This window comes from Microcoleus sp. N9_A2 (genome assembly GCF_036701775.1).
Lineage (GTDB): Bacteria > Cyanobacteriota > Cyanobacteriia > Cyanobacteriales > Microcoleaceae > Microcoleus.
In genome coordinates this window covers 52700-74320 of the sequence record NZ_JAUBRH010000032.1, presented here as the reverse complement: position 1 = coordinate 74320, position 21621 = coordinate 52700, and the positions used below count along the sequence as shown (strand labels likewise).

The 21621-nt window shown below is 46.0% G+C and carries 24 protein-coding genes and 1 pseudogene; 15 read left to right on the top strand and 10 right to left on the bottom strand.

Annotated features, from left to right (window positions below; all coding sequences use genetic code 11):
• Nucleotides 1–71: 71 nt before the first annotated feature.
• The 3 genes and pseudogenes from QUA44_RS18660 to QUA44_RS18655 all read right to left on the bottom strand — a co-directional run bounded on the left by QUA44_RS18660 (nt 72) and on the right by QUA44_RS18655 (nt 2270).
• The gene (locus QUA44_RS18660) at nt 72–1175 is read right to left on the bottom strand and encodes a tetratricopeptide repeat protein (protein ID WP_333253137.1); all 1104 of its coding nucleotides are present in this window, start codon (nt 1173–1175) and stop codon (nt 72–74) included.
• Nucleotides 1176–1355: 180 nt separating this feature from the next.
• A pseudogene (locus QUA44_RS30745) lies at nt 1356–1559 on the bottom strand (tetratricopeptide repeat protein); the annotation flags it as partial.
• Between the two features lie 12 nt (nt 1560–1571).
• A complete protein-coding gene (locus QUA44_RS18655) occupies nt 1572–2270 on the bottom strand; it encodes a tetratricopeptide repeat protein (RefSeq protein ID WP_333253135.1) in 699 nt (232 codons plus the stop codon).
• Nucleotides 2271–2410: 140 nt separating this feature from the next.
• Here QUA44_RS18655 and QUA44_RS18650 point away from each other — a divergent pair, with 140 nt between their 5' ends.
• The 6 genes from QUA44_RS18650 (at nt 2411) to QUA44_RS18625 (ending at nt 6549) form a co-directional block, all read left to right on the top strand.
• A complete protein-coding gene (locus tag QUA44_RS18650; protein WP_333309843.1) occupies nt 2411–2542 on the top strand; it encodes a hypothetical protein in 132 nt (43 codons plus the stop codon).
• 94 nt (nt 2543–2636) lie between these two features.
• Nucleotides 2637–2927 (top strand): DUF433 domain-containing protein, encoded by a 291-nt coding sequence (locus QUA44_RS18645; protein WP_333253131.1) that lies wholly within the window; start codon nt 2637–2639, stop codon nt 2925–2927.
• 48 nt (nt 2928–2975) lie between these two features.
• Nucleotides 2976–3233, top strand: coding sequence for a hypothetical protein (locus QUA44_RS18640; RefSeq protein ID WP_333253129.1), 258 nt, complete (start codon nt 2976–2978; stop codon nt 3231–3233).
• A 15-nt stretch (nt 3234–3248) separates the two neighbouring features.
• Nucleotides 3249–3587 carry a hypothetical protein gene (locus tag QUA44_RS18635; RefSeq protein WP_333253127.1) on the top strand — a complete coding sequence of 113 codons (339 nt, stop codon included), beginning with the start codon at nt 3249–3251 and terminating at the stop codon, nt 3585–3587.
• A 154-nt stretch (nt 3588–3741) separates the two neighbouring features.
• The gene (locus QUA44_RS18630) at nt 3742–6300 is read left to right on the top strand and encodes a sigma 54-interacting transcriptional regulator (RefSeq protein WP_333253125.1); all 2559 of its coding nucleotides are present in this window, start codon (nt 3742–3744) and stop codon (nt 6298–6300) included.
• 27 nt (nt 6301–6327) lie between these two features.
• Nucleotides 6328–6549: a hypothetical protein gene (locus tag QUA44_RS18625; protein ID WP_333253123.1), complete on the top strand. Its 222-nt coding sequence runs from the start codon at nt 6328–6330 to the stop codon at nt 6547–6549.
• A 278-nt stretch (nt 6550–6827) separates the two neighbouring features.
• Here QUA44_RS18625 and QUA44_RS18620 read toward each other — a convergent pair whose 3' ends face one another.
• The gene (locus tag QUA44_RS18620) at nt 6828–7271 is read right to left on the bottom strand and encodes a hypothetical protein (protein ID WP_333253120.1); all 444 of its coding nucleotides are present in this window, start codon (nt 7269–7271) and stop codon (nt 6828–6830) included.
• 110 nt (nt 7272–7381) lie between these two features.
• Here QUA44_RS18620 and QUA44_RS18615 point away from each other — a divergent pair, with 110 nt between their 5' ends.
• The 5 genes from QUA44_RS18615 (at nt 7382) to psbM (ending at nt 12172) form a co-directional block, all read left to right on the top strand.
• Nucleotides 7382–7525, top strand: a complete 144-nt coding sequence (locus QUA44_RS18615) for a hypothetical protein (protein WP_333253140.1) — start codon at nt 7382–7384, stop codon at nt 7523–7525.
• Between the two features lie 441 nt (nt 7526–7966).
• Complete coding sequence (locus tag QUA44_RS18610) at nt 7967–9352, top strand: TIGR03279 family radical SAM protein (protein WP_333253118.1); 1386 nt, start codon at nt 7967–7969, stop codon at nt 9350–9352.
• A gap of 140 nt (nt 9353–9492) precedes the next feature.
• A complete protein-coding gene (locus tag QUA44_RS18605) occupies nt 9493–11388 on the top strand; it encodes a TolC family protein (protein WP_333253116.1) in 1896 nt (631 codons plus the stop codon).
• A gap of 146 nt (nt 11389–11534) precedes the next feature.
• A complete protein-coding gene (locus QUA44_RS18600; RefSeq protein ID WP_333253114.1) occupies nt 11535–11831 on the top strand; it encodes a 2Fe-2S iron-sulfur cluster-binding protein in 297 nt (98 codons plus the stop codon).
• A 227-nt stretch (nt 11832–12058) separates the two neighbouring features.
• On the top strand, nt 12059–12172 hold the full coding sequence (gene psbM, locus QUA44_RS18595; RefSeq protein WP_015177760.1) for a photosystem II reaction center protein PsbM: 114 nt from the start codon (nt 12059–12061) through the stop codon (nt 12170–12172).
• A gap of 120 nt (nt 12173–12292) precedes the next feature.
• On the opposite strand, the gene QUA44_RS18590 is transcribed toward psbM, so the two are convergent.
• The gene (locus tag QUA44_RS18590) at nt 12293–13144 is read right to left on the bottom strand and encodes a universal stress protein (RefSeq protein ID WP_333253112.1); all 852 of its coding nucleotides are present in this window, start codon (nt 13142–13144) and stop codon (nt 12293–12295) included.
• Nucleotides 13145–13285: 141 nt separating this feature from the next.
• Here QUA44_RS18590 and QUA44_RS18585 point away from each other — a divergent pair, with 141 nt between their 5' ends.
• The 4 genes from QUA44_RS18585 to QUA44_RS18570 all read left to right on the top strand — a co-directional run bounded on the left by QUA44_RS18585 (nt 13286) and on the right by QUA44_RS18570 (nt 17438).
• Nucleotides 13286–13786 carry a thioesterase family protein gene (locus tag QUA44_RS18585; protein ID WP_333253110.1) on the top strand — a complete coding sequence of 167 codons (501 nt, stop codon included), beginning with the start codon at nt 13286–13288 and terminating at the stop codon, nt 13784–13786.
• A 268-nt stretch (nt 13787–14054) separates the two neighbouring features.
• On the top strand, nt 14055–15116 hold the full coding sequence (locus QUA44_RS18580) for a DMT family transporter (protein ID WP_333253108.1): 1062 nt from the start codon (nt 14055–14057) through the stop codon (nt 15114–15116).
• Between the two features lie 22 nt (nt 15117–15138).
• On the top strand, nt 15139–16314 hold the full coding sequence (locus QUA44_RS18575) for an ATP-grasp domain-containing protein (RefSeq protein WP_333253106.1): 1176 nt from the start codon (nt 15139–15141) through the stop codon (nt 16312–16314).
• A gap of 191 nt (nt 16315–16505) precedes the next feature.
• Complete coding sequence (locus tag QUA44_RS18570) at nt 16506–17438, top strand: hypothetical protein (RefSeq protein ID WP_333253103.1); 933 nt, start codon at nt 16506–16508, stop codon at nt 17436–17438.
• Between the two features lie 72 nt (nt 17439–17510).
• On the opposite strand, the gene QUA44_RS18565 is transcribed toward QUA44_RS18570, so the two are convergent.
• The 5 genes from QUA44_RS18565 to QUA44_RS18545 all read right to left on the bottom strand — a co-directional run bounded on the left by QUA44_RS18565 (nt 17511) and on the right by QUA44_RS18545 (nt 21150).
• Nucleotides 17511–18467 carry a DUF6282 family protein gene (locus tag QUA44_RS18565; protein WP_333253101.1) on the bottom strand — a complete coding sequence of 319 codons (957 nt, stop codon included), beginning with the start codon at nt 18465–18467 and terminating at the stop codon, nt 17511–17513.
• A gap of 68 nt (nt 18468–18535) precedes the next feature.
• Nucleotides 18536–19138 (bottom strand): hypothetical protein, encoded by a 603-nt coding sequence (locus QUA44_RS18560; protein WP_333309840.1) that lies wholly within the window; start codon nt 19136–19138, stop codon nt 18536–18538.
• Nucleotides 19116–19445: an alpha/beta fold hydrolase gene (locus QUA44_RS18555; RefSeq protein ID WP_333253097.1), complete on the bottom strand. Its 330-nt coding sequence runs from the start codon at nt 19443–19445 to the stop codon at nt 19116–19118. Before QUA44_RS18555 ends, QUA44_RS18560 begins: the two co-directional genes overlap by 23 nt.
• A 14-nt stretch (nt 19446–19459) precedes the next feature.
• Nucleotides 19460–19906, bottom strand: a complete 447-nt coding sequence (locus QUA44_RS18550; protein ID WP_333253095.1) for a SufE family protein — start codon at nt 19904–19906, stop codon at nt 19460–19462.
• A 200-nt stretch (nt 19907–20106) separates the two neighbouring features.
• Nucleotides 20107–21150 (bottom strand): GTP-binding protein, encoded by a 1044-nt coding sequence (locus QUA44_RS18545; protein ID WP_333253093.1) that lies wholly within the window; start codon nt 21148–21150, stop codon nt 20107–20109.
• Nucleotides 21151–21621: the final 471 nt, after the last annotated feature.

Below are 21621 nucleotides of genomic sequence, written 5' to 3'. Positions count from 1 at the left end.
TCTTTCCCTGATACCCCTGTAGATGAATTTTATGCCTGTAATTCCTCCTAATTGTAAAAAACCTACACCTGTCAGGGCTTGTCTCCCCCTTCAGCGCGGGCAATTCCCCGGCTCAAGTAGGCGCCGGCTAAGTTAGGATTGATTTGCAAAGCTCGATCGTAATCGGCTAAAGCACTTTGCGTGTCTCCTAAACGAGAGCGGGCAACGCCCCGGTTTAAGTAGGCATCGGCAAAGTTAGGATTAATTTGCAAAGCTCGATCGTAATCGGCAAGTGCACCCTGACGGTCTCCTAAATCATCGCGAGCATTCCCCCGGTTGGTGTAGGCTTCGGCCCAGTTAGGATTGATTCGCACAGCTTCGTTAAAATCGGCTACAGCTCCCTGATTGTCTCCTGAAACATAACGGATAATCCCCCGGTAATAGTAAGCAAGAGCATCGTTAGGATTAATTCGTAAAACTTGGTTGAAATCGAGGATCGCACCTTCCTTGTCTCCTAACTCAGAGCGGGCAAGTCCCCGGTTGCCGTAGGCTTCTAATAAGTTAGGATTAATTCGTAAAGCTTCGTTGAAATCCGCTACAGCACCCTGGTTGTCTCCTAAATCAGAGCGCACCATTCCCCGGTTGTTGTATGCAGAGGCATAGTTAGGATTATTTCGCAAAGCTTCGGTGTAATCGGCGAGTGCACCCTTTTTGTCTCCCAAACGAGAGCGGGTAACTCCCCGGTTGTAGTAGGCTGAGGTATCGTTGGGATTAATTCGTAAAGCTGCGTTGTAATCAGCGAGTGCACCCTGGCTGTCTCCTGAGTCATCGCGGGCATTCCCCCGGCTGGTGTAGGCATCTACATAGTTAGGATTAATTCGCAAAGCTTCGTTGAAATCGGCTACAGCACCCTTATTGTCTCCTAAACTATAGCGGGCATTTCCCCGGCCGTTGTAGGCTTCGGCATAATTAGGATTAAGCACGATTGCTTGAGTGTAAGCCGCTATAGCGCCTTGATAATCTCCTTTTTCATATTTTTCCTCACCCTGAATAAAGAAATCCTCAGTTTTGGGCGCAGCCACCACAGACGCACTCGGAACCTGAGCAGATATAGCAAAAACTGGGGTTGGTTGTGCGATCGCACTTATTGCAACTGCACCAATCAACGCGATCGTCCGTTTGTTAAAAATTTTCATTGATTTTACCTGGCAAGAAAATAGCTTTGAAATTAAACATACTCGCCTTTATACACTAATTGCAAGCGATCGACTGGGAGGAACTTCAAAGCTAGGTTCCTCGTACAAACTTCGCTCAGATGGAAGGACAAACGATTTGTCAGGTGTTAAACAGGCTATAGCGATTAGTAAGGCAGCAGTTTATTGAAGTCTCCTAAGAATGTTAATGGCTTTTGCATAATTATTTTTATCTCCTTGCTTCTGATATAAGTCTGCTGCTTTCTGAAAATCTTGAATCGCACCCGGCTTGTCTCCTAAGTCACGGCGGGCCAGTCCCCGGTTGTAGTAGGCATTAACATGGTTAGGCTCAATTCGCAAAGCTTGGTTGTAATCGGCTACAGCACCCTGCTTGTCTCCTCACTTAAAGCGGGCAAGTCCCCGGTTGTTGTAGGCTTGGGCATAGTTAGGATTAATTCGTAAAGCTTGGTTATAATCGGCTACCGCACCCTGCTTGTCTCCTAAGTCAGAGCGGGCAATTCCTCGGTTGTAGTAGGCTTTGGCATAGTTAGGATTAATTCGTAAAGCTTGGTTGTAATCGGCTACCGCACCCTGCTTGTCTCCTAATTTAGAGCGGCCAATTCCCCGGTTGTGGTAGGCTTGGGCATAGTTAGGATTAAGCGCAATTGCTTGAGTGTAAGCGGCTATAGCACCTTTATAATCTCCTTTTTGATACTTATCCTCACCCAGAATAAAAAAATCCTCAGCTTTCGTCCCTGCCGCCAAATCTGAGTTGGAAATCTTAGCAACGCTGTACTTTTGACTGTTGGTAAACTCTACAACTGTTAAGTCAACTTTTGGCAGTTTTTTCAAGGTAGCATCAGCATCACTCCCCTGCTTCAGGGTGAATAGCGAAGTCCTATTCGTACAAGTATCATCTTGATTAACAGCAGCGCACACCACGGGTTCTGCATTCATAATCCCAGTGCTAATATATTTGAGAGTACCACTGTTAAAAAAGCTCTCATTTCCCGCACGTCTGGGTTGACAAAAAAGTACATTTGTGGTAACAGAAATAACTAACCCTGTGACGCATCCAGTCAAAATTTTGAATTTCATAAATATATCCACATCTTTGATATATCTTGTCACAGCTCAGCTAAATTCACAACCCAGAACTTATGCTGATTGCAAAGGCGATCGACTTTAGCAAACTGCTATCCTAAAGAGAGAAAACTAACACTGCCATCAATCTCAAAATGCTACTTGTTCCTACGGCTGAACCAATTCCGCTGGTGGCTGATGCAAACGGTGTGATTCGCGTTAGCAGAACCCGCGTCACCCTAGATACACTCATTACCAGAAAGAATTGGTTTAAAGCCTCTCCCTGATCGGGAGAAATTAAAAGAAAACTATTCATTACTCCAATCCTCTTCCTTCTAGGTAGAGGTCGCACTCAACTGTCAACTGTCAACTGTCAACTGAATGAAAGCTTTTCTTGAAGGATGCACAGCAGAAGAAATCAGGGAACAGTACCCGTCTCTTCAACTTTCCGATATTTATTTTGCGATCGGCTACTACTTGCGACACCAATCCGAAGTTAACGCTTATCTGATGGAACGTCAACGTCTTGCTGCAGAAGTTCATCAGGAAGCAGAAAGGCATTTTAACCCAGTTGGAATACGCGATCGTCTATTAGCAAGACGTAACAAAAAAGGGTATTTTTATATGCTGCGATTCTTGGTAGACGAGAACTTTAAGAATCAGATTGTCTGAGGTATTCTGCGGCGGAATCCCGACGTTGATATTGTCCGCGTTCAAGATATGGGGTCGATCGAAGCAGACGACCCAACTGTCTTAGAATGGGCAGCGCAGCAAGGGCGCGTGGTACTAATTCACGATGTAGCAACGATGACCAACTTCGCCTATGAGCGAATGCAAGCAGGTCTTGCAATGCCTGGGTTATTTGAAGTCAGTCGCCGTGTTTCCGTAGGTTTGGCGATCGAGGAAATTTTGCTAATAGCTGAGTGCAGTCGGGAAGGAGAATGGGAAGGGCAAGTGCGATTTTTACCTTTACGCTAACGAGCTTAGCAAACTATGTCAATACCGAAAAAAGGAACAAGAAAAATAATTGTTGATAGGGAGCCTTTCATCTGGCTAATCCGAAGACAAGCTACTAATACGCAAGCAGACTACGGTTGCGGAAATCTTCATGTTGGTGTCGAACACGCTGAAAAACGGGGTTCGGTTTTAGTTATCATCACCGATCGACCTCATCCTCAAGATAGGAGTACAACTAACTGTGAATTACCAGCAAAACCCTCTGATGTAGCACAATGGATACGGCAAGCGGTGCAACTCGGATGGCAGCCTGGGCGATCGGGAATCACTTTTAATGTGCAGATTGCAGGAGGACGTGCAGAAAAAATATATTAGAGCGGGGAGTGTCGATCGGCTATGCTGAAGACAGAAAATTAACACCACACTCAAACTCAAAATGCTAGTCGTTCCCAGCAGTTAATATTGATGTAGCACAAAAATATATATTTTACACCAACCACCACGATTCGGCTTTCGCCGAGGCTAAGCGATGTCTACCGAAAAATTAGTTAACTGGCTCGAATCGAACACCGAATTAGGCATATTATCCCGCGACATTTTACAGGCGATCGCGCTGGAAATGGAAATGGCAACTTTTCCCACGGGATTTCGAGTGGTAATCGAAGATACGCCCGTCACCAATCTCTACATCCTAGAAAGTGGACAAGCCGATCGCTACCGGCGCAAACAACCGGGCTTAATGTGGGGGAGTAGTTTGTTACCGGGGGCGATCGTCAATTTATCCGCCCTCCAGCGATCGCAACCGGCAGATAGTCGAATTATTGCCCGTACAGAATGTCAATTTTGGGTAATTAGTGCCTCACGCTGGCGCAGTTTGCTAGAAAGATATCCACGCATCACCGAAGCCTACGCTCAACGCTTGGCTGCGAAATTAGAGCAGCTAGAATCAGAAATCGCCTACGAAAGAGAGCGTCAAAACGCCCTCCGCAGCTATCTAGTACCAAGGGCGAAACGCGGAGTAATTGGCAATAGCCGTTATGCAGTGAAATTGCGCCAACAAATTCGCACAGCATCGAGTGACAATCGATCGGTATTAATCTCTGGCGAACCTGGTTTAGAAAAAGATAATTTAGCTGCTTTAATTCATTTCGGTTCCCACCGCCGCAACGAACCAGTTATTCAGATCAAAAGTGCCTTGCTTCAGGCTAATGGAGCGGAATTATTCGGGCGTTTGGGCGGCAAACCGGGATTGTTGGAATGGTTGGGCGAAGGGACGTTAATTTTCAATGACGTGCAAGAATTACCCGCTCAATTATGCCCCAAAATTCAGCAATTATTAACAGATGGAACCTATACCCTAGTAGTCAGAGAAGGACAAATACCACCGCCACCGCGTTCTACTAATGCCCGCATAATTTTAATCTCAGAAATTGTGCAGCCTAAGCTAGATAAGCTGACACAACACAAGATTAAAGTCCCATCCTTGCGGGTGCGAAAAACAGATTTAGAGGCACAAGTCAACTATTATCTCAATATTCTTGGTCGCCAAAAGAAATTAGTCAAGCCCCAAGTCACACCGGAAGCAATTCGCCGCTTGCAAACCTACGATTTTCCAGGTAATTTACAGGAATTGCAGGGAATGGTCGATCGCGCTTTAGTTCAAGCCCAGGGAAGTCAGGTACTAACCGAAGAAGTATTTTGGGCCCAGGCGGCGAAAAAACAAAAATTTCGCCTGAATTTATTAAATATCTATCCTAAATTTAGGCAATTTTTACGGAGTGATTGGTATCCCGATCGCGTGAATTATTGGTTTACCAGTTGGGTATTTGCATTAGTAGTAATCATCCTATTTGTTGCTCCCCAAGATAGAGAGCATAATTTTGCTCTCAATATTTTTTGGGCGTGGTGGTGGCCGTTGATGTTATTATTATTCCCCCTCGTCGGGCGATTGTGGTGTGCCTTTTGCCCTTTTATGATTTATGGGGAAATCGTCCAAAAACTATCGCTAAAATTTTTCCCGCGAACTCTCAAAAAATGGCCGCGCCAATTAGCCGAAAAATGGGGTGGTTGGTTTTTATTCGGACTATTTACCCTAATCTTTCTCTGGGAAGAGTTGTGGAATTTAGAAAATACCGCCTATTTATCCAGTTGTTTGTTATTGCTAATTACGGCGGGCGCGGTAATTTTTTCGCTAATTTTTGAAAGGCGGTTTTGGTGTCGATATTTATGCCCCATCGGAGGGATGAATGGATTATTTGCTAAACTTTCAATTATCGAATTGCGCGCCCAACAAGGAACCTGCGCGGCGGAATGCACCACCTACCAATGCTATAAAGGCGGCCCGGGATTGGGGGAAGGATTAACCACTAATGGGTGTCCAATTTATTCCCATCCCGCCCAATTAACTGATAATAAAGATTGCGTCTTGTGCATGACTTGCTTAAAAGCTTGTCCCCATCGGTCGGTAGAATTAAATGTGCGCCCTCCGGGAATCGAATTATGGACAACCCACGTTCCTCACAGTTATGAAGTTGCCTTGTTATTTCTCTTATTAGGCGGTATCTATCTCCATCGCTTACCGGAAATCGATAGTTTGTTGGGGCTGGGTATCAATTTAGAGCAATTTTTACCTCATTTAGGAATGTCGCTAGCGGTGTTAATTATCCCGCCGCTGATTCCGTTAGTAGCTTATGCCGTCATGCAGGCAATTTACCGATTGGGACAAGCAAAAACTATTCCATTTACAACCTATAAACCTCTCTCATTTGTCTCTCTTGCCTACGGATATCTCCCCCTAGTCTGGGGCGGTAGTTTGGCTCATTATTGGCGATTGGGTTTGCAGGAAGGCGGGCGAGTGCTTCCGGTAACTTTTGCCACTTTCGGACAAATTAGAGATGATTTGCCGAGTTTTGTAGGAGATCCAGCGGTGATTAGTTTTTTGCAAGGTTTTACTTTGATTGTCTCATTGTTGGTGACGATATTTGTGACTCAACAAATTGCTAAGCGATCGATTAAATCTTTGATTCCTCAGCATTTAGCGAGTTTGTGCCTCATGGTGAGTTTGTGGTATGCGATCGTAGGAAACTAATGTAAAATAAAACAAGGAGGATTTGCTATGACTTCACAACTTCAACAAGCGATCGATCTTGCTCAGTCACTGTCATTGACAGAACAGCTTGAACTACTCAAAACACTATCCGGTATTATCCAACGCACCCATTCTCTGGAAACTGAAGCTGCAACAACAGAAGAAGATACAGATTTTTCAGCAGCAAGCTTTCGCCAATCTTGGCAGCAAGCCATAACTGGACAAACATTACCCCTTTCTCAACTTTAGGAGGGTTTCGCACAACTTCTGAAGAACCAGATGCTTGAGTCTTTTTGTTATAATCCCATGAGTCGGCTGGACTAAAGTCCGCTCCAAGTTGCGGACTTTAGTCCGCACTACAAACTAATCTTAAATTTGTCAACCTACCAGACATGATGGGATGATTTTAAGATTTGCAAGCAGCATCGAAACTGTTAAAATAGTTACTTCAGCAGTGGGAATTATCATCTAAATTGGCAAGCGATTGTACTAATTTACGATCGCCAGCAACTCCCAAAATCGAATATCTAGTTTCGATGCCAACCTCCCGGTTCAACCTCCAAATTTAGCATTGTTTTGAAGTCAGCCAAATGGTTGAATATGTCCTTTTCCACATCGGTTTCTTTTTCTTTATTTTGGAGTTGGTGCTGCCACAGCTTTTGATCGAACGTTCCGACAACAAAATATTCGTTGCCGATCGCCTGCGGTGCAATTTTCTGCAAGCCCACCGTCAATTCTGCCTCCAATTCATCTTGATGCGCCATAATCAACTCGCATTTCGAGCAGTAGCGACAGGTTTTTCCCTGTATTATTGGCCCCACGCCCTTAATCGAGATAAACAAAGCAAATTTCCGCAGATGTGTCAGTTTTTGACACTTCGGACATTTGCTCAACCTGATATCGGGATACGGGTTGAGGATGAAGGAATATCGCGGTTTTAATTTGCCAATGTAAGTTTTAGCCTTATCCATTACAGTAAGCCACAGGAAAAATCAATGATTCAATTTTAGCCACAAGGCATTCGATCGCACATAATATGATGCAATTGATCCAATCTTTGTGGTTTTGTGCATGAGCGAGAATCTGCGAAATCGCCTGTGGGCAAGTGTTTGAGCTGTGGTTGCGTGAAAGCAAAAGCCCTTGGTTAGCTGTCATCGGGATAGTTATTTTGGGGGTTTACGGCGTGCTTCCCACACTGCAAACTGCTACTTTTGGGCGGGCGTAGGCGGTCTGTGGGGGCGTTTTTATTGTGCTGTCGATCAGCCCTTGCTATTTGAATTGAACCACAAAGGCTTTCGCTCGATCGAGCTTCTCGGGGTAGGCTTCCCGGCGATCGACCTTTTGAAAAACAAACCCACGTTCGATCCAGAAGCGTACCATAGCCTATTGCTTGCGATCTGATTTCTTCCGCCGACGGAAGCAAACATCCATCCGAATCGCTTGGCCGCGACAGCTAGGACACTTGGTCTCTTGAAGGCGCTTCGGCAGGAAAAGCACCTGTAGGGCGCGAGATTCGTGGTAGCGTGACTGATGGGTGCTAACTTATAATTGTGTTGCAGATCCAGGTGTAGGGGAGATAGTATTATAATTCTATTTACAGGTTCAAGTATACAAAAAGTCTCTTAAAAATACTTTATTAAACCTCTCAAAATTTTCTCGCGATCCTATGAGCGAATCCTCAACCAAACCAGCCAGAATTACCAAAGTTATCCCCGACAGCATCTGCGCCGAAATGGGATTTGAACCCGGAGACTCCATCGTCGCCGTTAACGGCCAAAAACCCCGCGACTTAATCGACTATCAATTTCTGTGCGCCGATGAATTTCTCGAACTAGAAGTTTTAGATACCAAAGGCAAAACTCACAAGTTAGAAATAGAAAAAGAGTATGACGAAGACTTGGGTGTGGAATTTGAAACCGCCCTCTTCGACGGACTAATTCAGTGTAACAACCGCTGCCCTTTTTGCTTTATTGACCAGCAACCTTCGGGAAAGCGCGAAACTCTTTATTTCAAAGATGATGACTATCGCCTCAGCTTTCTTTATGGCAGCTATCTCACTCTCACTAATTTGACTGAAAAAGAGTGGAACCGAATCGAACAAATGCGGCTTTCTCCTCTCTACGTTTCCGTGCACGCTACGGAACCGGATGTGCGAATTCGCTTGTTGAAAAATTTTCGGGCTGGGAAGATTCTCGAACAAATTAAATGGTTTCAAGAGCGCCGTTTGCAAATTCATGCTCAAGTTGTTGTTTGTCCGGGAATTAATGATGGCGAACATTTGGAACGGACTTTGTTAGATTTGGCAAAGTTTCATACCGGAAATATCCCGGCTGTGGCATCGGTGGCTGTGGTGCCGGTGGGTTTAACTCGCTTTCGCCCTGCGGCAGATGAATTAATTGCTGTAACTGCCGAAAAAGCGCGGGAAGTCATCGCGCAAGTGCAGAAAATTCAAGGGGTTTTGAGTCAGGGAAAAGGTGGCGGAAAAACTAAGAAAAAGAGTTCAAAATCGCGCTGTATTTGGCTGGCTGATGAGTGGTTTTTAATCGCTGGTTTAGATTTGCCGTCGGCGGCAGATTATGAGGATTATCCCCAAATTGGTAATGGTGTGGGTTCGATTCGCCAGTTTATTGGGCAGTTTGAAGCGGCTTTTGCTAAGCTGCAACCGCTGCCGGTTATTCCACCTCGTAGGTTGGTTTGGGTGGTGGGAAATGCTGTTGAAAAAGCTTTTGAGCCGATCGCACAACAACTCAACCAGATTCCCGGCTTGTCTGTCAATATGGCAGCACTCTCCAGCCGCTACTGGGGACAAACTATCACTGTCACGGGTTTGCTCACCGGGCAAGATTTGCTCGAAGCTTTGCAGGGGCGAGACTTGGGAGATGGCATCTTGCTGCCCTCGGTGATGCTAAAACAGGGGGAACCGCGTTTTCTCGATGATATGACCGTAGAACAGCTCGAAAACTCGCTCAAAACCCGGATTTTGCCGGTGAGTGGCGTAGAGGAACTAATCTCGGCGGCGATCGGTCTGGCAAATGCTGAAGTTCAATTGTAAATGTCGATCGAACATTCAAAAGTTAAGATGAGTAGGGTAATTGTGACTTGTAACCGTCGAGTTCAGGCTACAGACTAGAAACTTGAGACCTCAATCTTGCTCTAAAATTGTCTCTAGGATTGCAGAGTAATTAAAAAATTATGCGTGTTTTTCGTCAAATTATCGTAGTCGGAGTGGGCGCTGCAATTACTTTCAGCAACGCCGCACAGAGTGCTTCAGCACAGCCCCCGGCTCAATCTCTGGACAGTTCCCCCCGCTTCAATCAGCTCGAATTAGGGCAGAAAGTTCGATCGACCTCGAACAAAGCGCCAGAATCAGCCTCAGATCCCGAACAGTCGATCGCCCTTAACCCGCAAACCTCCGAGTCTCCGCAGCAAGGGGGAGCGAATATCGCATCAACTTCCGCAACCGGGCCCGAGCAAGCATCAAAACCTCAACAGGCTGCTCCGGCTTCCCCATCAACTCTGTCTCAGGGCGGTTCCACACCACTAAGAGGTTTGGAACCGACAGAGGTTCAGCAGCCTTCCCCGAACCCTCCCAACAATGTTCCTGTGCCCAGTTCCCCGGTACCCATTCTCCGGGGCACTCCCAACGAAAGTTTCCCCCCTGTGCCTCCGAGGGGCATTTTAGATACCAAGCCTCCGACTTCCCTGGAACCCAACCCGAATCCGCTGCTGTTTCCGACAAAGCCGGAGGATGTCAGGATCGAGCAAACTGAGTCAATTACCTTGCAGCAAGCGATCGACCTCGCCCGCCGCAACAGCCAAGTTTTGCAAATCGCCGGACAGCAAGTGGAACAAAGCAGAGCCGCTTTGCGCGAACAGCAAGCTGCTCTTTATCCAGACCTGAATTTTCAAATGGACGCCAGCCGGTCTGTGAGTGCCGGCGGAGAACTCGGAATCCGGGCTGGACAGCGCCGCCTCAACGCTCTGGCTAACCGAACCGGGCAGCCCGCCGAGCAAGCCGGCACAAATTTCGGCAACAACAGTCTCAACAGCACTTTGCAGTTGAACTATGACATCGATTTGTTCGGAAGGCGGCGCGCTAACATCCGCGCGGCAGAGGAACAGGTGCGCCTTCGGGAACTGGATGTGGAACGCCAAGCCGAGGAACTGCGCTTCGACACTGCTGAGGCTTACTACACCTTGCAAAACGCGGACGGACAAGTTGCCATCCGCCAAGCTTCGGTCAGAAATGCCGAGCAAAGTTTGCGGGATGCCGAAGCCCTGGAACGGGCAGGGGTCGGAACCCGGTTTGCTGTGTTGCAGGCTCAGGCAAATTTGGCTAACGAACAGCAACAACTGTCATTGGCCCGTCGTGACCAGCGAGTGGCCCAGCGGCGTCTGGCTGAGATTTTGAATATCAGCCAGTCGGCGAACTTGACAGCGGCTGACCCGGTAGAGCAAGCCGCACCTTGGAGGCTGTCTTTGGAAGAAAGTATCGTGCAGGCTTTTAGGAATCGCCCCGAGTTGGAACAGCAGTTGGTACAGAGGGATATCAGCAATCAGCAGAGGCGATCGATTCAGGCGGGGCGTTTGCCTCAACTGAGTGTTGGGGGTAGTTACAACGTACTGGGACAAGACCCTGATAACCCCGATCCGTTTGCTGCTCGCGGCTGGGCCGATGGTTATTCGATCCGGGCGAGTCTGACTTGGAGTATCTTCGATGGGGGCGCGGCGAACGCCAGGGTAAAACAGCGGGATGCTGATATTACAATCGCCGAAAGTCGATTCGACCAACTCCGCAATCAGGTGCGCCGGGAAGTGGAACAAGCTTATTATGGCTTAGAGTCGAGTTTTGAGAATATCGAAACTTCTGAGGCGGGGGTTTTGCAATCAAGGGAAGCTCTGCGTTTGGCCAGACTGCGCTTTCAAGCTGGGGTGGGTACTCAGACGGATGTCATTCAGGCGGAAACTGATTTGACTAGGGCTGAGAGAAACCGATTGTCGGCAATTGTCACCTACAACCTGGGACTTTCGTCTATCCAGCGGGCTGTGAGCAATCTCCCGACGAATAACCTCTCGGATGCTCCTTGAGATTGAGTTGGGGCGATTTCCTACGGGATAGCTAGGTTTCACGACCTTTAATCACAAAGGCAATTAGACATCGGGTATTAAACGTCCGACACATTAGTTAATATTTTGTAATAGAGTTCCATGTCAACTGCGTTAAGGGATCGGCAATGGCCAATATCAAGTTTGTAAAGGAAAATCAGGAAGTCATCGCAGCAGACGGGGCCAATTTGAGGCTCAAAGCTCTAGAAAACCGCATCGATTTGTACACATTTTCGGGAAAGATGATGAATTGCGGGGGCATTGGTCAATGCGGCACCTGCATTGTGGAAATTGTCGATGGCAGTGAAAATCTGTCGCCCCGCACTGACTTTGAGAACCGCAAGCTCAAGAAAAAGCCCGAAAACTATCGGTTGGCTTGTCAAGCTATGGTCAACGGCCAGGTGAGCGTGAAGACTAAACCTTAACTGCCGGTGGGCATGGGGCATAGGGCATGGGGCATAGGGCATGGGGCATAGGGCATAGGGCAGAAGGAAATAAAAATTCTTGGATTCTGAATTTTGATTTTTTTCCTATTCCACTGTCTACTACTGCCTTCTGCTGATGTACTTCTGTATTCGAGTTTGCCTTTTGCCTTTGAGTGATATCCTAGTTGTGTGTGTTTTTCTATTTTCCGATAGAGGCGAGCGTCTTCATGGAAGTTAACGATTTAGGGTTTGTGGCAACCATTCTGTTTGTATTGGTTCCCAGTGTTTTTCTAATCATTCTGTACATTCAAACTGCTAGCCGTCAAGGTAGAAAAGATTAGCAACTGCTGCTATTTCTGTCTGGCTTTGCTGCTTGCAAAAAAAAGCGCCAACAGCTTTTTGCTGAGGCGCTTTTTTTATTAACTGTTGAGTGTTAGCTGCTAACTCTTAACGATGAGATTCTAGCCGACTGTGCGGGCTAGCAAGACGGGACAGTTGGCATAAACTCGCACGTAGTCTGATAGCGAATTTCCCAGGAGTCGATCGATATCCACAAAGTTTTTGGCAACGTTGGGTCGCCGATCGGGGGAACCGATTACCAACAAGTCGGCATTCAAGTCGTCTGCAATCCGACAAATTTCTTCCCCTGGCTTGCCTGTAGCACTCACGCAGCGGTAGCTAACTCCCATTTGTTTCGCTAGTGCTACTGCCGGAGCTAATACGGGGTCTTTTTCAGCACTTCCTGTTAAATCTTCGCTGGCTTTTCCCGTCAAATCTTTGGTGACGTGTACTAAAATTATCTCTCCGCCGCTGACTTCTTTAACCAAAGATAGCGCAAGCTCTAATGACTGTTTGGCAGCTTCTGATTTGTCTACCGCCACCATGACGCGCTTGATTTTTTTGACGTAGATGTCGTCTTTTACTAACAACATCGGTCGGGATGTTAGCTGGAAAACGTACTGGCTGACAGAGTTTTCCAAAATCGATTGCAGCCGTCCGAGTCCCCGGGAACCCATAATTACTAAGTCGGATTGTTCTTCTTCTGCGACTTGGCAAACTGTGGTTTTCGGGTCTCCCTGTTTGAGCCGCGGGTTGACTTTGCTGGGATCTATTTTCAAAGACTGGACTGCTTGTGCTAAAATCTTGCCTCCTTCTTCCAATTTCTCGGCCATGCCATCGGATGTTACTTGGGGCGGCACGACGTGCAAGACGGTGACAGAGGTTTGTTGCAAGGAAGGGATGTCCATCAACATATTAAACATCTCTTCGCACAAGCCGCGACCGGCGACGGCTACTAAAATTTTTTCTATCATGGTTTTGGCGGTAAAAACAGTTGAGTTTTCTTGTGCGACGTTAAACTAGGGCGTTGGTACTCTAGCTAGTTAATGTCCAGCATAAGCCTGAACTTTGCTTTATGATTTGTAGAAATGTAGCGTTTTGGAACAATTTGTAACGTGTTAGAGAACGATCGAACTCAACCAGAACTCGCACCGGCTGGTGCTATTCAAAATCGGCGCGGGATGGACTCTGAGGGCTGGTTTGAATATTTGGTGCGAGTGTACCCTCACCATACTGACTACAGCGGTGTGGTTTGGCACGGGACTTATATTGCTTGGATGGAAGAAGCTAGGGTGGAAAGTTTGCGCTCTCTTGGCATCGAGTATGCAGACTGGGTGGCGCAGGGTTTGGAATTGCCAGTGGTGGAACTTTCGCTGCGCTACCACCGGGCTGTACAAATGGGTCAATCTGTGGCAGTCAGAACGCGGATCGCTGCTACCGAGGGCGTGAGGCTGCTTTGGGATTACGAAATTCGATCGGCTGATACTCAGGAGTTATATGTGACAGCACAGGTAACTTTGGTTGGTGTCGATCGTGACAAGGGCAAGATTATCCGGCAATTGCCGCCGGCACTAAAGGAGGCTTTGACAAGGCTTTCTGTTAAACCTTCAACCTAAGCTGCTGTTATAGCAGTTGACAGTTGACAGTTGACAGTTGACAGTTTTTAGACGGGCATCAAACCGTTGATGCTACAAGGGTCAGGGATCTATTCATGAGCTTATTTCTGTCCTTACCGATGTGGCGGTTGCTATAACTATAAAAAATAGTTGGTACAGCCCTAGTAAGTAGAGTGCGTGACTTTTGAGTCACTCCCTTCGCCGCCCAAATATTATTTGTTCACGCACTCTACACAACTGCCTTATGCCTTCATTGGAACTTTTAATAATGTCAAAAAAACTGGGATTGCCAGAGCCAAATATTGAAATTCAGCGCAATGTTTTGGAAAAAACCGAGTTAAACTCTGCCTTAACAACTGAAGACAAAACTCTTGTTTCGGGAAAGCCAGACAGTTTAAAAAACGGTGAATTAGCTGACAGTCAAGGCAAAATTTGGGCGATCGTTTCGCTGTCGGCGGCGCTGCTAGCGGTGTCGCTGGCTGCGATTTTTATTAGGTTGAGCGAACGGGAAATCAGCCCGAATGCTACTGTTTTTAACCGTTTGTGGATAGCAACTGTAGTATTTGGACTATGGAATGGTGCTGATGCTGCGCGCCGCCGAATGTCTGGGGCACAAGTTGAAGAGCGATCGAGCTACACTCTGCAGGATGTGATGCTGTTAACAGCGGTAGGCGTGGTTTCTTCTGCTTCTTTGGGTTTCTGGGCATGGTCACTGACTCAGACTAATGTCGCTAATTCTACTGTACTGCGAAACTTAACTCCTTTATTTACTACTTTGGGGGGATGGCTGCTGTTGGGGCGGCGCTTTGACAACAGGTTTTTGGTGGGACTGGCGGTGGCTTTGTCTGGTGCAATTGCGATCGGCATGGACGATTTGCAAACTGCAGGAGACACTCTTTTCGGCGACATAGCTGCTCTTTTATCAGCGATGTTTTATGCAGGAAATCTGCTGATTGCAGAACATTTGCGAACGAAGTTTCCGGCGACAACTATATTGATGTGGCGCTGTTTTATTGGCAGTATCTTGGTTTTGCCACTGGTTGTGCTGGCGGGCGATCGAGTTTTTCCTTATTCTTGGCAAGGATGGCTGGCTGTAATTGGTTTGGCGGTGATTTGTCAAGCTTTCGGTCAGGGACTGCTCATCCACAGTCTCGGTCGTTTGTCGTCGGGATTTGTCGCTCTTTTCCTGCTCCTAGAACCCGTGATTACTGCGATTATTGCCTGGGTGCTGTTTGCGGAAAGTTTGAGCTTGTTTAATTGGTTTGCTTTCTCCGTAGTTTTGGCGGGAATATATTTGGCAAAATCTAGCCGTTCTGCAGATAAAAAATAAAATACACAGGAAAAAAACTTAAATGGTTGCAACATCAATTGGCATAAATCGCTGGCATTATGACTTTAGTTTGCTGCCTCAATATTTGGAGGTAATGTTTGCTAAATTGCGGATCGCTGTGGTGTTCGGCGGCGACTGCGATCGCCCTGGTTCTGTGATTTACAAAACTCACAATCCCCGCGCTTGGAAGAGTTACGAAGTAGTCGCCCGTGAGATTGTTAAAGCCTTAGCAGAAATTGGCTTTCAGCAAGTCTTTGTCATGCCTGACGACATGAACTTGCCGGAACAACTCAAACAAAACAACATCCATTTAGTGTGGCTGAATACTGGCGGAGTCCAGGGCTACAATCCTGTTTGTCACACTCCCGCTTTGTTGGAAATGTTGGGAATGCCTTATGTCGGTCACAATCCTTTAAACAGTTCAACTTTAGATAACAAACACGCTTTTAAACGGGAACTGCAATCAGTCGGAATTAAAACCGCTCCGTTTATGAATTGGCATCCTTCTCAAGGGATTTTGCATCCTAATTTGCACGAGCGTTTTGCCATTGCTTTCGGGGATTATCCAGGGCCTTTTGTTGTTAAACCAGTATCCGGCCGCGCTTCGCTGCACGTTCATTTTGTAGACAAAATTGAGGGTTTGTCTCAGGCAGTTTCGGAAGTTCACCGAGACACTCACAATACTGCTTTAATTGAGAAGTATTTGCCGGGACGAGAATTTTGTGTAGCGGTTTGCGGCTATGTTACTTATGCTAAAGGCAGATTTGATAAAAATACAAAACCATTTGCTTTTTCGACAATCGAGCGGGTGCTAGAGTCTGACGAACGCATCTTTACTTCTATGGATAAAAAAGCGATTACGGCCGATCGAGGACGGTTGATGGGGAGCGAGGAACCGGAACTCAAACAAAAGTTAATTGAGTTAGCTAGAAAAATTTATTGGGAGTTTAGTTTGAATAGTTTGGTGCGGATTGATGTCCGAAGTGATGCTGATGGCTCGCTTTATGTTTTGGAAGCAAATCCGAAACCGGATCTGAAACATCCAGGGAAAAATGTGACGAGTTTGGTAGCTTTAGGTTTGGCGGAATACGGGATGAGTTATAACGATTTAATTTTTAGTTTATTGGCGGATAGGTTGGATTATTTGTTGACTCAGCATATCGAAATTATTCCTCATATTGTGGATTTGCTGCATTAATTGGGCTTGCAGGGTGCGGATGGCGCACCTTACCTGTAAACAAAAGGTATTTGTAAATAAATATAAATTGTTGAACCAAGTTAATACAGGCTTGCAAGTTGTGATAGCTTTGAGTAAGATAGCGATTTGTTGCTGTCCATTTTTTGGGCAAGCATCAAGATTACTCAATTTATATCAATTAGATAGAACAAATGGAAGCATTACTTTTATTAATAGGATTTGGAGGCGGGGCCTTAGTCTGCTGGCTAATTTTGAATAAGCGAAATTCGCGCAATTTGGTGCGGATGCATGGTTCGCAGGAGGCTATATCGAATTTGGCGGCTCAGTTGGATGCCAGAAATTCGGAATTGCGGCAAAAGGTGCAGAATGAAAATCAGCTAAATTCTGAATTGTCCCAGTTGCAAAATCGGTTGGAAACAGTGACTCGCGAGCAAGATTTTTTAAATAATCGAGTGTCGGAAATGGAAGAAGTTTTGGGAGGAATTGCCCAGGAGCGATCGCAAATTGATTCTCTGATTGCTGAGTTGCAGTTAGAAAATGCTCAACAAGCTGAGTCGCAGTTAGCAGAAGTGGCAGAACTTCAATATCAGTTAGAAGTTGCGGAGCAGGATCGATCGCAACTTAACGCTCAATTGCTGGAAATGCAAGCAGAGTTAGAGACGGTGGATGCAGAACGTTCTCAATTTCACGCTCTGCTGTCGGAATTTGAGAGTCAGTTGGAAACGGCTAGCCAAAGCAGGTTGCAGGTACAGTACCAGTTGTCGGAAATTCAAATTAAGTTCGATCGCTCGATTGAAGAGCGGCAGCAACTTCAGTCTCAACTGTCGGGTTTGCAAGCTCAACTGGAATTAGGCGTAGCAGAGCGATCGCCACTGCAATCCCAGTTAGAAACAGCTAACAGAGAGCGATCGTACCTTTACTCTCAAATATCGGAATTTCAAAGCCAAATCGATACAGCTAATCAGGCTCAAAATCAACTGCAATCTCAAGTAGCGGAATTAGAAAATCATTTAGAAATCGTTTATCAAGAACGTTTGCAGCTAAATTCGCAGCTATCAGAATTGCCAACAAACTCCCCAGCGGGCGATCGAGAATCTCCAGAACCTGAAGTAGAGCCTACTTGAGTAGAAATCAAAGGAAAGAAATCCTCAGTACAAACAGGAGAATATTTAGGCAATCGGACATCATATTTACTCCTAAATTCCTAACAATCGAGCGGGATTTACCTTCATCATTAAATCAATTTCAGGTTGAGAAATACCTTCCGACATCAATTTTTTTACAAATAATTTGTAACCTTCCGCAGGTAAAGGATCGGGTTTTCTTCCTAAATCCGTGCTCATAATAAAATGCTCGGCTCCAATTAGTTTAATCGCTGCTACCATCTGACTAATAGAAACTTGATGCCAGTTTTTGTGTGCCTCATCAGCGGCATTTTCTCCCATCAAATCGTTGACAAATGCGAGTTCTAAGAAAGCTCCGGCTGCGGCGGCTGTTTGCATATTTTCTAGAGACAAACCGGGTACATCCGCCATTGCGTGGGTAATCAGGATGTTCTTAATGTTGAGAAGGTTGGCTTCACAGACAACCGCCATCACTTCTTCTGAGGAAATATGACCGGTTTCCAATACCAAATTCTCTTTTGCTACAATCTTCAACACCGCTGCTGTTTCCGGTAAAACCTTGCCATTTTCCGCAACTTTAATCCCAATTCCCGACTTATGAAAAACCTGCAAATGATTCTCAGCATCAACCGTTGGCAGCCACACTATTTTACCGTATTTGCCGCCGATGCGGTGCATTGCGTCTACAGCGTCGGGATTAATGCCGCCGACAGAATGATTGAGAACAACTCCCCCGAAAACTTGGATTTCTGGTACTATTTTATTAACCAAAACTGCCCGCGCTGCTGTGCTGGCATAATGATTTTTCAATACCACAGCTTTCATCTTCGCCGTAGCAGCTAATTTCGCTACTTCAAAATCATCCAACCTGCGAGGAATCACATCAGGAGAAGAATGAATGTGAAAGTCGATCGCACCTTCGATCGTACTCTTTGGCAAATTGACCATCGGCGAATCTCCAACAGCATAAACTGGCAGACAAAACCAATAGCAAACAATCCAAACTAACGTTAAAAAAACAGCTTGCATTCCTCCCCTCTTCCCTTCTCCACTCTGCGTTCTCTGCGCCCTCTGCGGTTCATTCCCTCTTAATCCTCTCAAATAAAAGATTTAACCGCATTTGCTAAAGCTGCTGCATTTTCTTCGTGCATACCCAAAGAACCAGAAATAACTCGCGATTCAACGCCCGGTAATTCCGTTAATGCTTCCATTTCAGCCTTTGATTTTGGCGGCGCATTCTCAGCAATTACAACCATCACCGGCACTGCTAATTTTTGAAATTTATCTGTAAATTCCGATCGCACTTTAGCCGGATCTAAACCACCAGTCACAAAGGCAGCGGAACCGTACCGAGCACCGGGTTTTTGCGTCACTTGCCATTTGCTTTGAATGAAATCCGGCGTGACTTTACCTGCATCGGCGTAGACGTGGCGGCGGTACATAAAACTCAGGAAAGAAGGCGCAGTGTTGAGTTTGTAGAGGAATTGTCCCAGTAAGGGCGATCGTACTAATTCTCTCACCATTCCATGCCACCCGCTTTGCTGTTTGCTCATCGTCGGCAAAGGCCCGCGCCAAGTCGGCGCAGCTAACACAATCTTTGACCAAACATTCGGCTTTGATTGCGCTAACTGCATCGCATAACCCGCAGCGTGACCAGCAGCAACTACAGCAACAGGACTATTTATTAAAAATTGCCTCAACAAAATCCTTGATAAATTGATGGTATAATTGCGGTTTATAGTCGGTGCGCGGGCGATCCGATTCGCCGAAACCAGGCCAATCTAAGCTCATCACTTGAAAGTTAGAAGCTAAAAATTCTGCTAAAGGACGCATTTCTTCTCGCGTGGAAACTGTACTGAATGCCGGCAGCAGCAATACAGGATTTCCCTGTCCTTTGGTTTCGTAAATAACTTTTATCTGAGTTTCTTTCCAGTTCCAGAGATATTCCTGAACAGTCGCCGGATAGTTGCTAGAATTGGTTGTTGTTAAATTTGTAGTTTGGGTCACGGCTAGTCATCCTGTTAATTTGCTTCGGCTCGATTAGTTAATTCGCAAGCAACGGCTTTATTTTTCATCATTTGAAAGATGTTGTAAAATCCGTTAGCGCGGGAAGGTGTCAGACTCACATTCAAGCCCGTGTCTTGAATAAAATCTGGGGTAATGGTGACAATTTCAGCAGGAGTTAATCCGCTCAAACCTTCCACCAGCAACCCAACTAATCCTTTGACTAACTGAGCGTCAGAATCGCCTTGATACAAAACTTTTCCGTCTGCCAAATTTGCAGTAATATAAACTTGCGATACGCAGCCAGAAACTTTGTTTTCCGGCAGTTTATCGCTTTCGGGAAATGCTGGGAGTCGCTTGGCATACCACAGCAGTTGTTCGTAGCGCTGTTTCGGATCGGAGTGTCGCTGAAAGCGCTGGACGATTTTAGCTAGGGCTGCGGGTAGCGCGGTGTTTGCGGACATGATTCACTCGTAGCGGTTTACTGCGTTAATATTATACATTTAATTTTGCCGACGGGTGCGATCGATTTGCAACATCGGCGTTTATCTGCGTTCATCTGCGGTTAAAAACCCAAAACCACAACTTTTGGCAAAAGTGGAGTCCGTGTAGCTGCGAAGAACCTTCGCAATTACAAACAGCCAAGTTATAGACTGATGAAATCTTAAACTAAACAACTGTTGAGCTGTTTTAGAATTCCATCTGTATCTAAGTTGCGGCCGATGACTACGAGTTGATTTTTAGGTATGGAACGCCATTCACCTGCATCTAGTTCGTATCTGGGGCCGCTGAGTTGAAAGATGTGTCTCATCTCACTGTCTTTAAACCAGAGAATGCCTTTTGCCCGAAAAACATCGTAGGGCATTTTTTCGGTGAGAAATTCTTGAAATTTGTGGACATCAAAAGGTCGATCGCTCTGAAATGATAGCGATACAAATCCATCATTGTCTAAGTGGTGAGATTCATGTCCGTGGTGTCCGTGGTGTTCGTGGCGATGATGTTCGTGTTCGTGATGATGGTGTTCGTGTTTTTCCTCAGTTTCAAGATTGTTAAAATCCTCGGCAGAGGTCAACTCTACACCCAAAATTAACGGTAAAGGAACTTGACCGTGTTGAGAGTGGAGAATTCTCGCTCCTTCCTTGACTGTCCTGATGTAAGCTTCTAATTCTTCTACTTTGGCTTGAGGGGCTAAATCAGTTTTGTTCAGCAGCACAATATCTGCAAATGCTACTTGTTTAAAAGCTGCTTCGCTGTCAAAATGGTCTGGTGTGAATGTTTCGCTATCGACTACTGTAAGTACAGAATCCAATCGGGTCAAATCTCGCAATTCGGTGCCGACAAATGTCAGGATAATCGGCAGCGGGTCGGCAACTCCGGTGGTTTCAATCACCATGCAGTCGATGCGGTCTTCCCGTTCTAATACTCGGTAAACGGCATCAACTAATCCTTCATTTATGGTACAGCAAATACAGCCGTTGCTGAGTTCTACCATATCGTCTTCGGTAGAAATTAGAAGCTGTGAATCGATATTGATATCGCCAAATTCGTTAACTAAAACTGCCACTTTTAAGTCTTGGCGATTTTTGAGAATTTGATTAAGTAAAGTTGTTTTTCCGCTGCCGAGAAATCCGGTAATTATAGTTACGGGCATTCCTCTTTTGGGGATGTCGTAAATTAAATCTGGGGTTTGTACAGTGAGATTAGTCATTGTTCCTCATCTATTAATTGTAGAGGCCCTGTTTGAACTTGGAAAGCCGCAAAGCATCGCAAGGTAATTGTAGCCCGATCGCACTTCACAGACTAAACCACCGTGCGAGCGACCAAGTGCGACGCACAACCCACGGGCGATCGCACGGTGGTGATAATCATTCTCATAGTACCCGATATGTTGTTTCCGCGCAAGTCCTATAATTTTAGGACTTACGCACGGGTGGTCAGAAACCGGGTTTTTTTACAAAAATCCTTCGCCGTAGTACGCAGTAAGGGTAAAAACCCGGTTTCTTTGTCGGGAGCGCGTAAGTCCTGCATAATTTGCAATAATAATCATGATTATTGTATTGCCAGCCGTAGAGTTTGCCGATAGCCCGGCCCATTCACTGCCAGCGTGTCAGGTAAGGTTGAGATAGGTTATTCTAGTTAATAATATAAATTCGGAACTATTAAACAAAGCGGTAGAATT

Coding starts and splice junctions, on each gene's coding strand:
- QUA44_RS18660 (WP_333253137.1), bottom strand. CDS start 1,175: ATGAAAATTTTTAACAAACGGACGATCGCGTTGATTGGTGCAGTTGCA.
- QUA44_RS18655 (WP_333253135.1), bottom strand. CDS start 2,270: ATGAAATTCAAAATTTTGACTGGATGCGTCACAGGGTTAGTTATTTCT.
- QUA44_RS18650 (WP_333309843.1), top strand. CDS start 2,411: ATGCTACTTGTTCCTACGGCTGAACCAATTCCGCTGGTGGCTGATGCA.
- QUA44_RS18645 (WP_333253131.1), top strand. CDS start 2,637: ATGAAAGCTTTTCTTGAAGGATGCACAGCAGAAGAAATCAGGGAACAG.
- QUA44_RS18640 (WP_333253129.1), top strand. CDS start 2,976: ATGGGGTCGATCGAAGCAGACGACCCAACTGTCTTAGAATGGGCAGCG.
- QUA44_RS18635 (WP_333253127.1), top strand. CDS start 3,249: ATGTCAATACCGAAAAAAGGAACAAGAAAAATAATTGTTGATAGGGAG.
- QUA44_RS18630 (WP_333253125.1), top strand. CDS start 3,742: ATGTCTACCGAAAAATTAGTTAACTGGCTCGAATCGAACACCGAATTA.
- QUA44_RS18625 (WP_333253123.1), top strand. CDS start 6,328: ATGACTTCACAACTTCAACAAGCGATCGATCTTGCTCAGTCACTGTCA.
- QUA44_RS18620 (WP_333253120.1), bottom strand. CDS start 7,271: ATGGATAAGGCTAAAACTTACATTGGCAAATTAAAACCGCGATATTCC.
- QUA44_RS18610 (WP_333253118.1), top strand. CDS start 7,967: ATGAGCGAATCCTCAACCAAACCAGCCAGAATTACCAAAGTTATCCCC.
- QUA44_RS18605 (WP_333253116.1), top strand. CDS start 9,493: ATGCGTGTTTTTCGTCAAATTATCGTAGTCGGAGTGGGCGCTGCAATT.
- QUA44_RS18600 (WP_333253114.1), top strand. CDS start 11,535: ATGGCCAATATCAAGTTTGTAAAGGAAAATCAGGAAGTCATCGCAGCA.
- psbM (WP_015177760.1), top strand. CDS start 12,059: ATGGAAGTTAACGATTTAGGGTTTGTGGCAACCATTCTGTTTGTATTG.
- QUA44_RS18590 (WP_333253112.1), bottom strand. CDS start 13,144: ATGATAGAAAAAATTTTAGTAGCCGTCGCCGGTCGCGGCTTGTGCGAA.
- QUA44_RS18580 (WP_333253108.1), top strand. CDS start 14,055: ATGTCAAAAAAACTGGGATTGCCAGAGCCAAATATTGAAATTCAGCGC.
- QUA44_RS18575 (WP_333253106.1), top strand. CDS start 15,139: ATGGTTGCAACATCAATTGGCATAAATCGCTGGCATTATGACTTTAGT.
- QUA44_RS18570 (WP_333253103.1), top strand. CDS start 16,506: ATGGAAGCATTACTTTTATTAATAGGATTTGGAGGCGGGGCCTTAGTC.
- QUA44_RS18565 (WP_333253101.1), bottom strand. CDS start 18,467: ATGCAAGCTGTTTTTTTAACGTTAGTTTGGATTGTTTGCTATTGGTTT.
- QUA44_RS18550 (WP_333253095.1), bottom strand. CDS start 19,906: ATGTCCGCAAACACCGCGCTACCCGCAGCCCTAGCTAAAATCGTCCAG.
- QUA44_RS18545 (WP_333253093.1), bottom strand. CDS start 21,150: ATGACTAATCTCACTGTACAAACCCCAGATTTAATTTACGACATCCCC.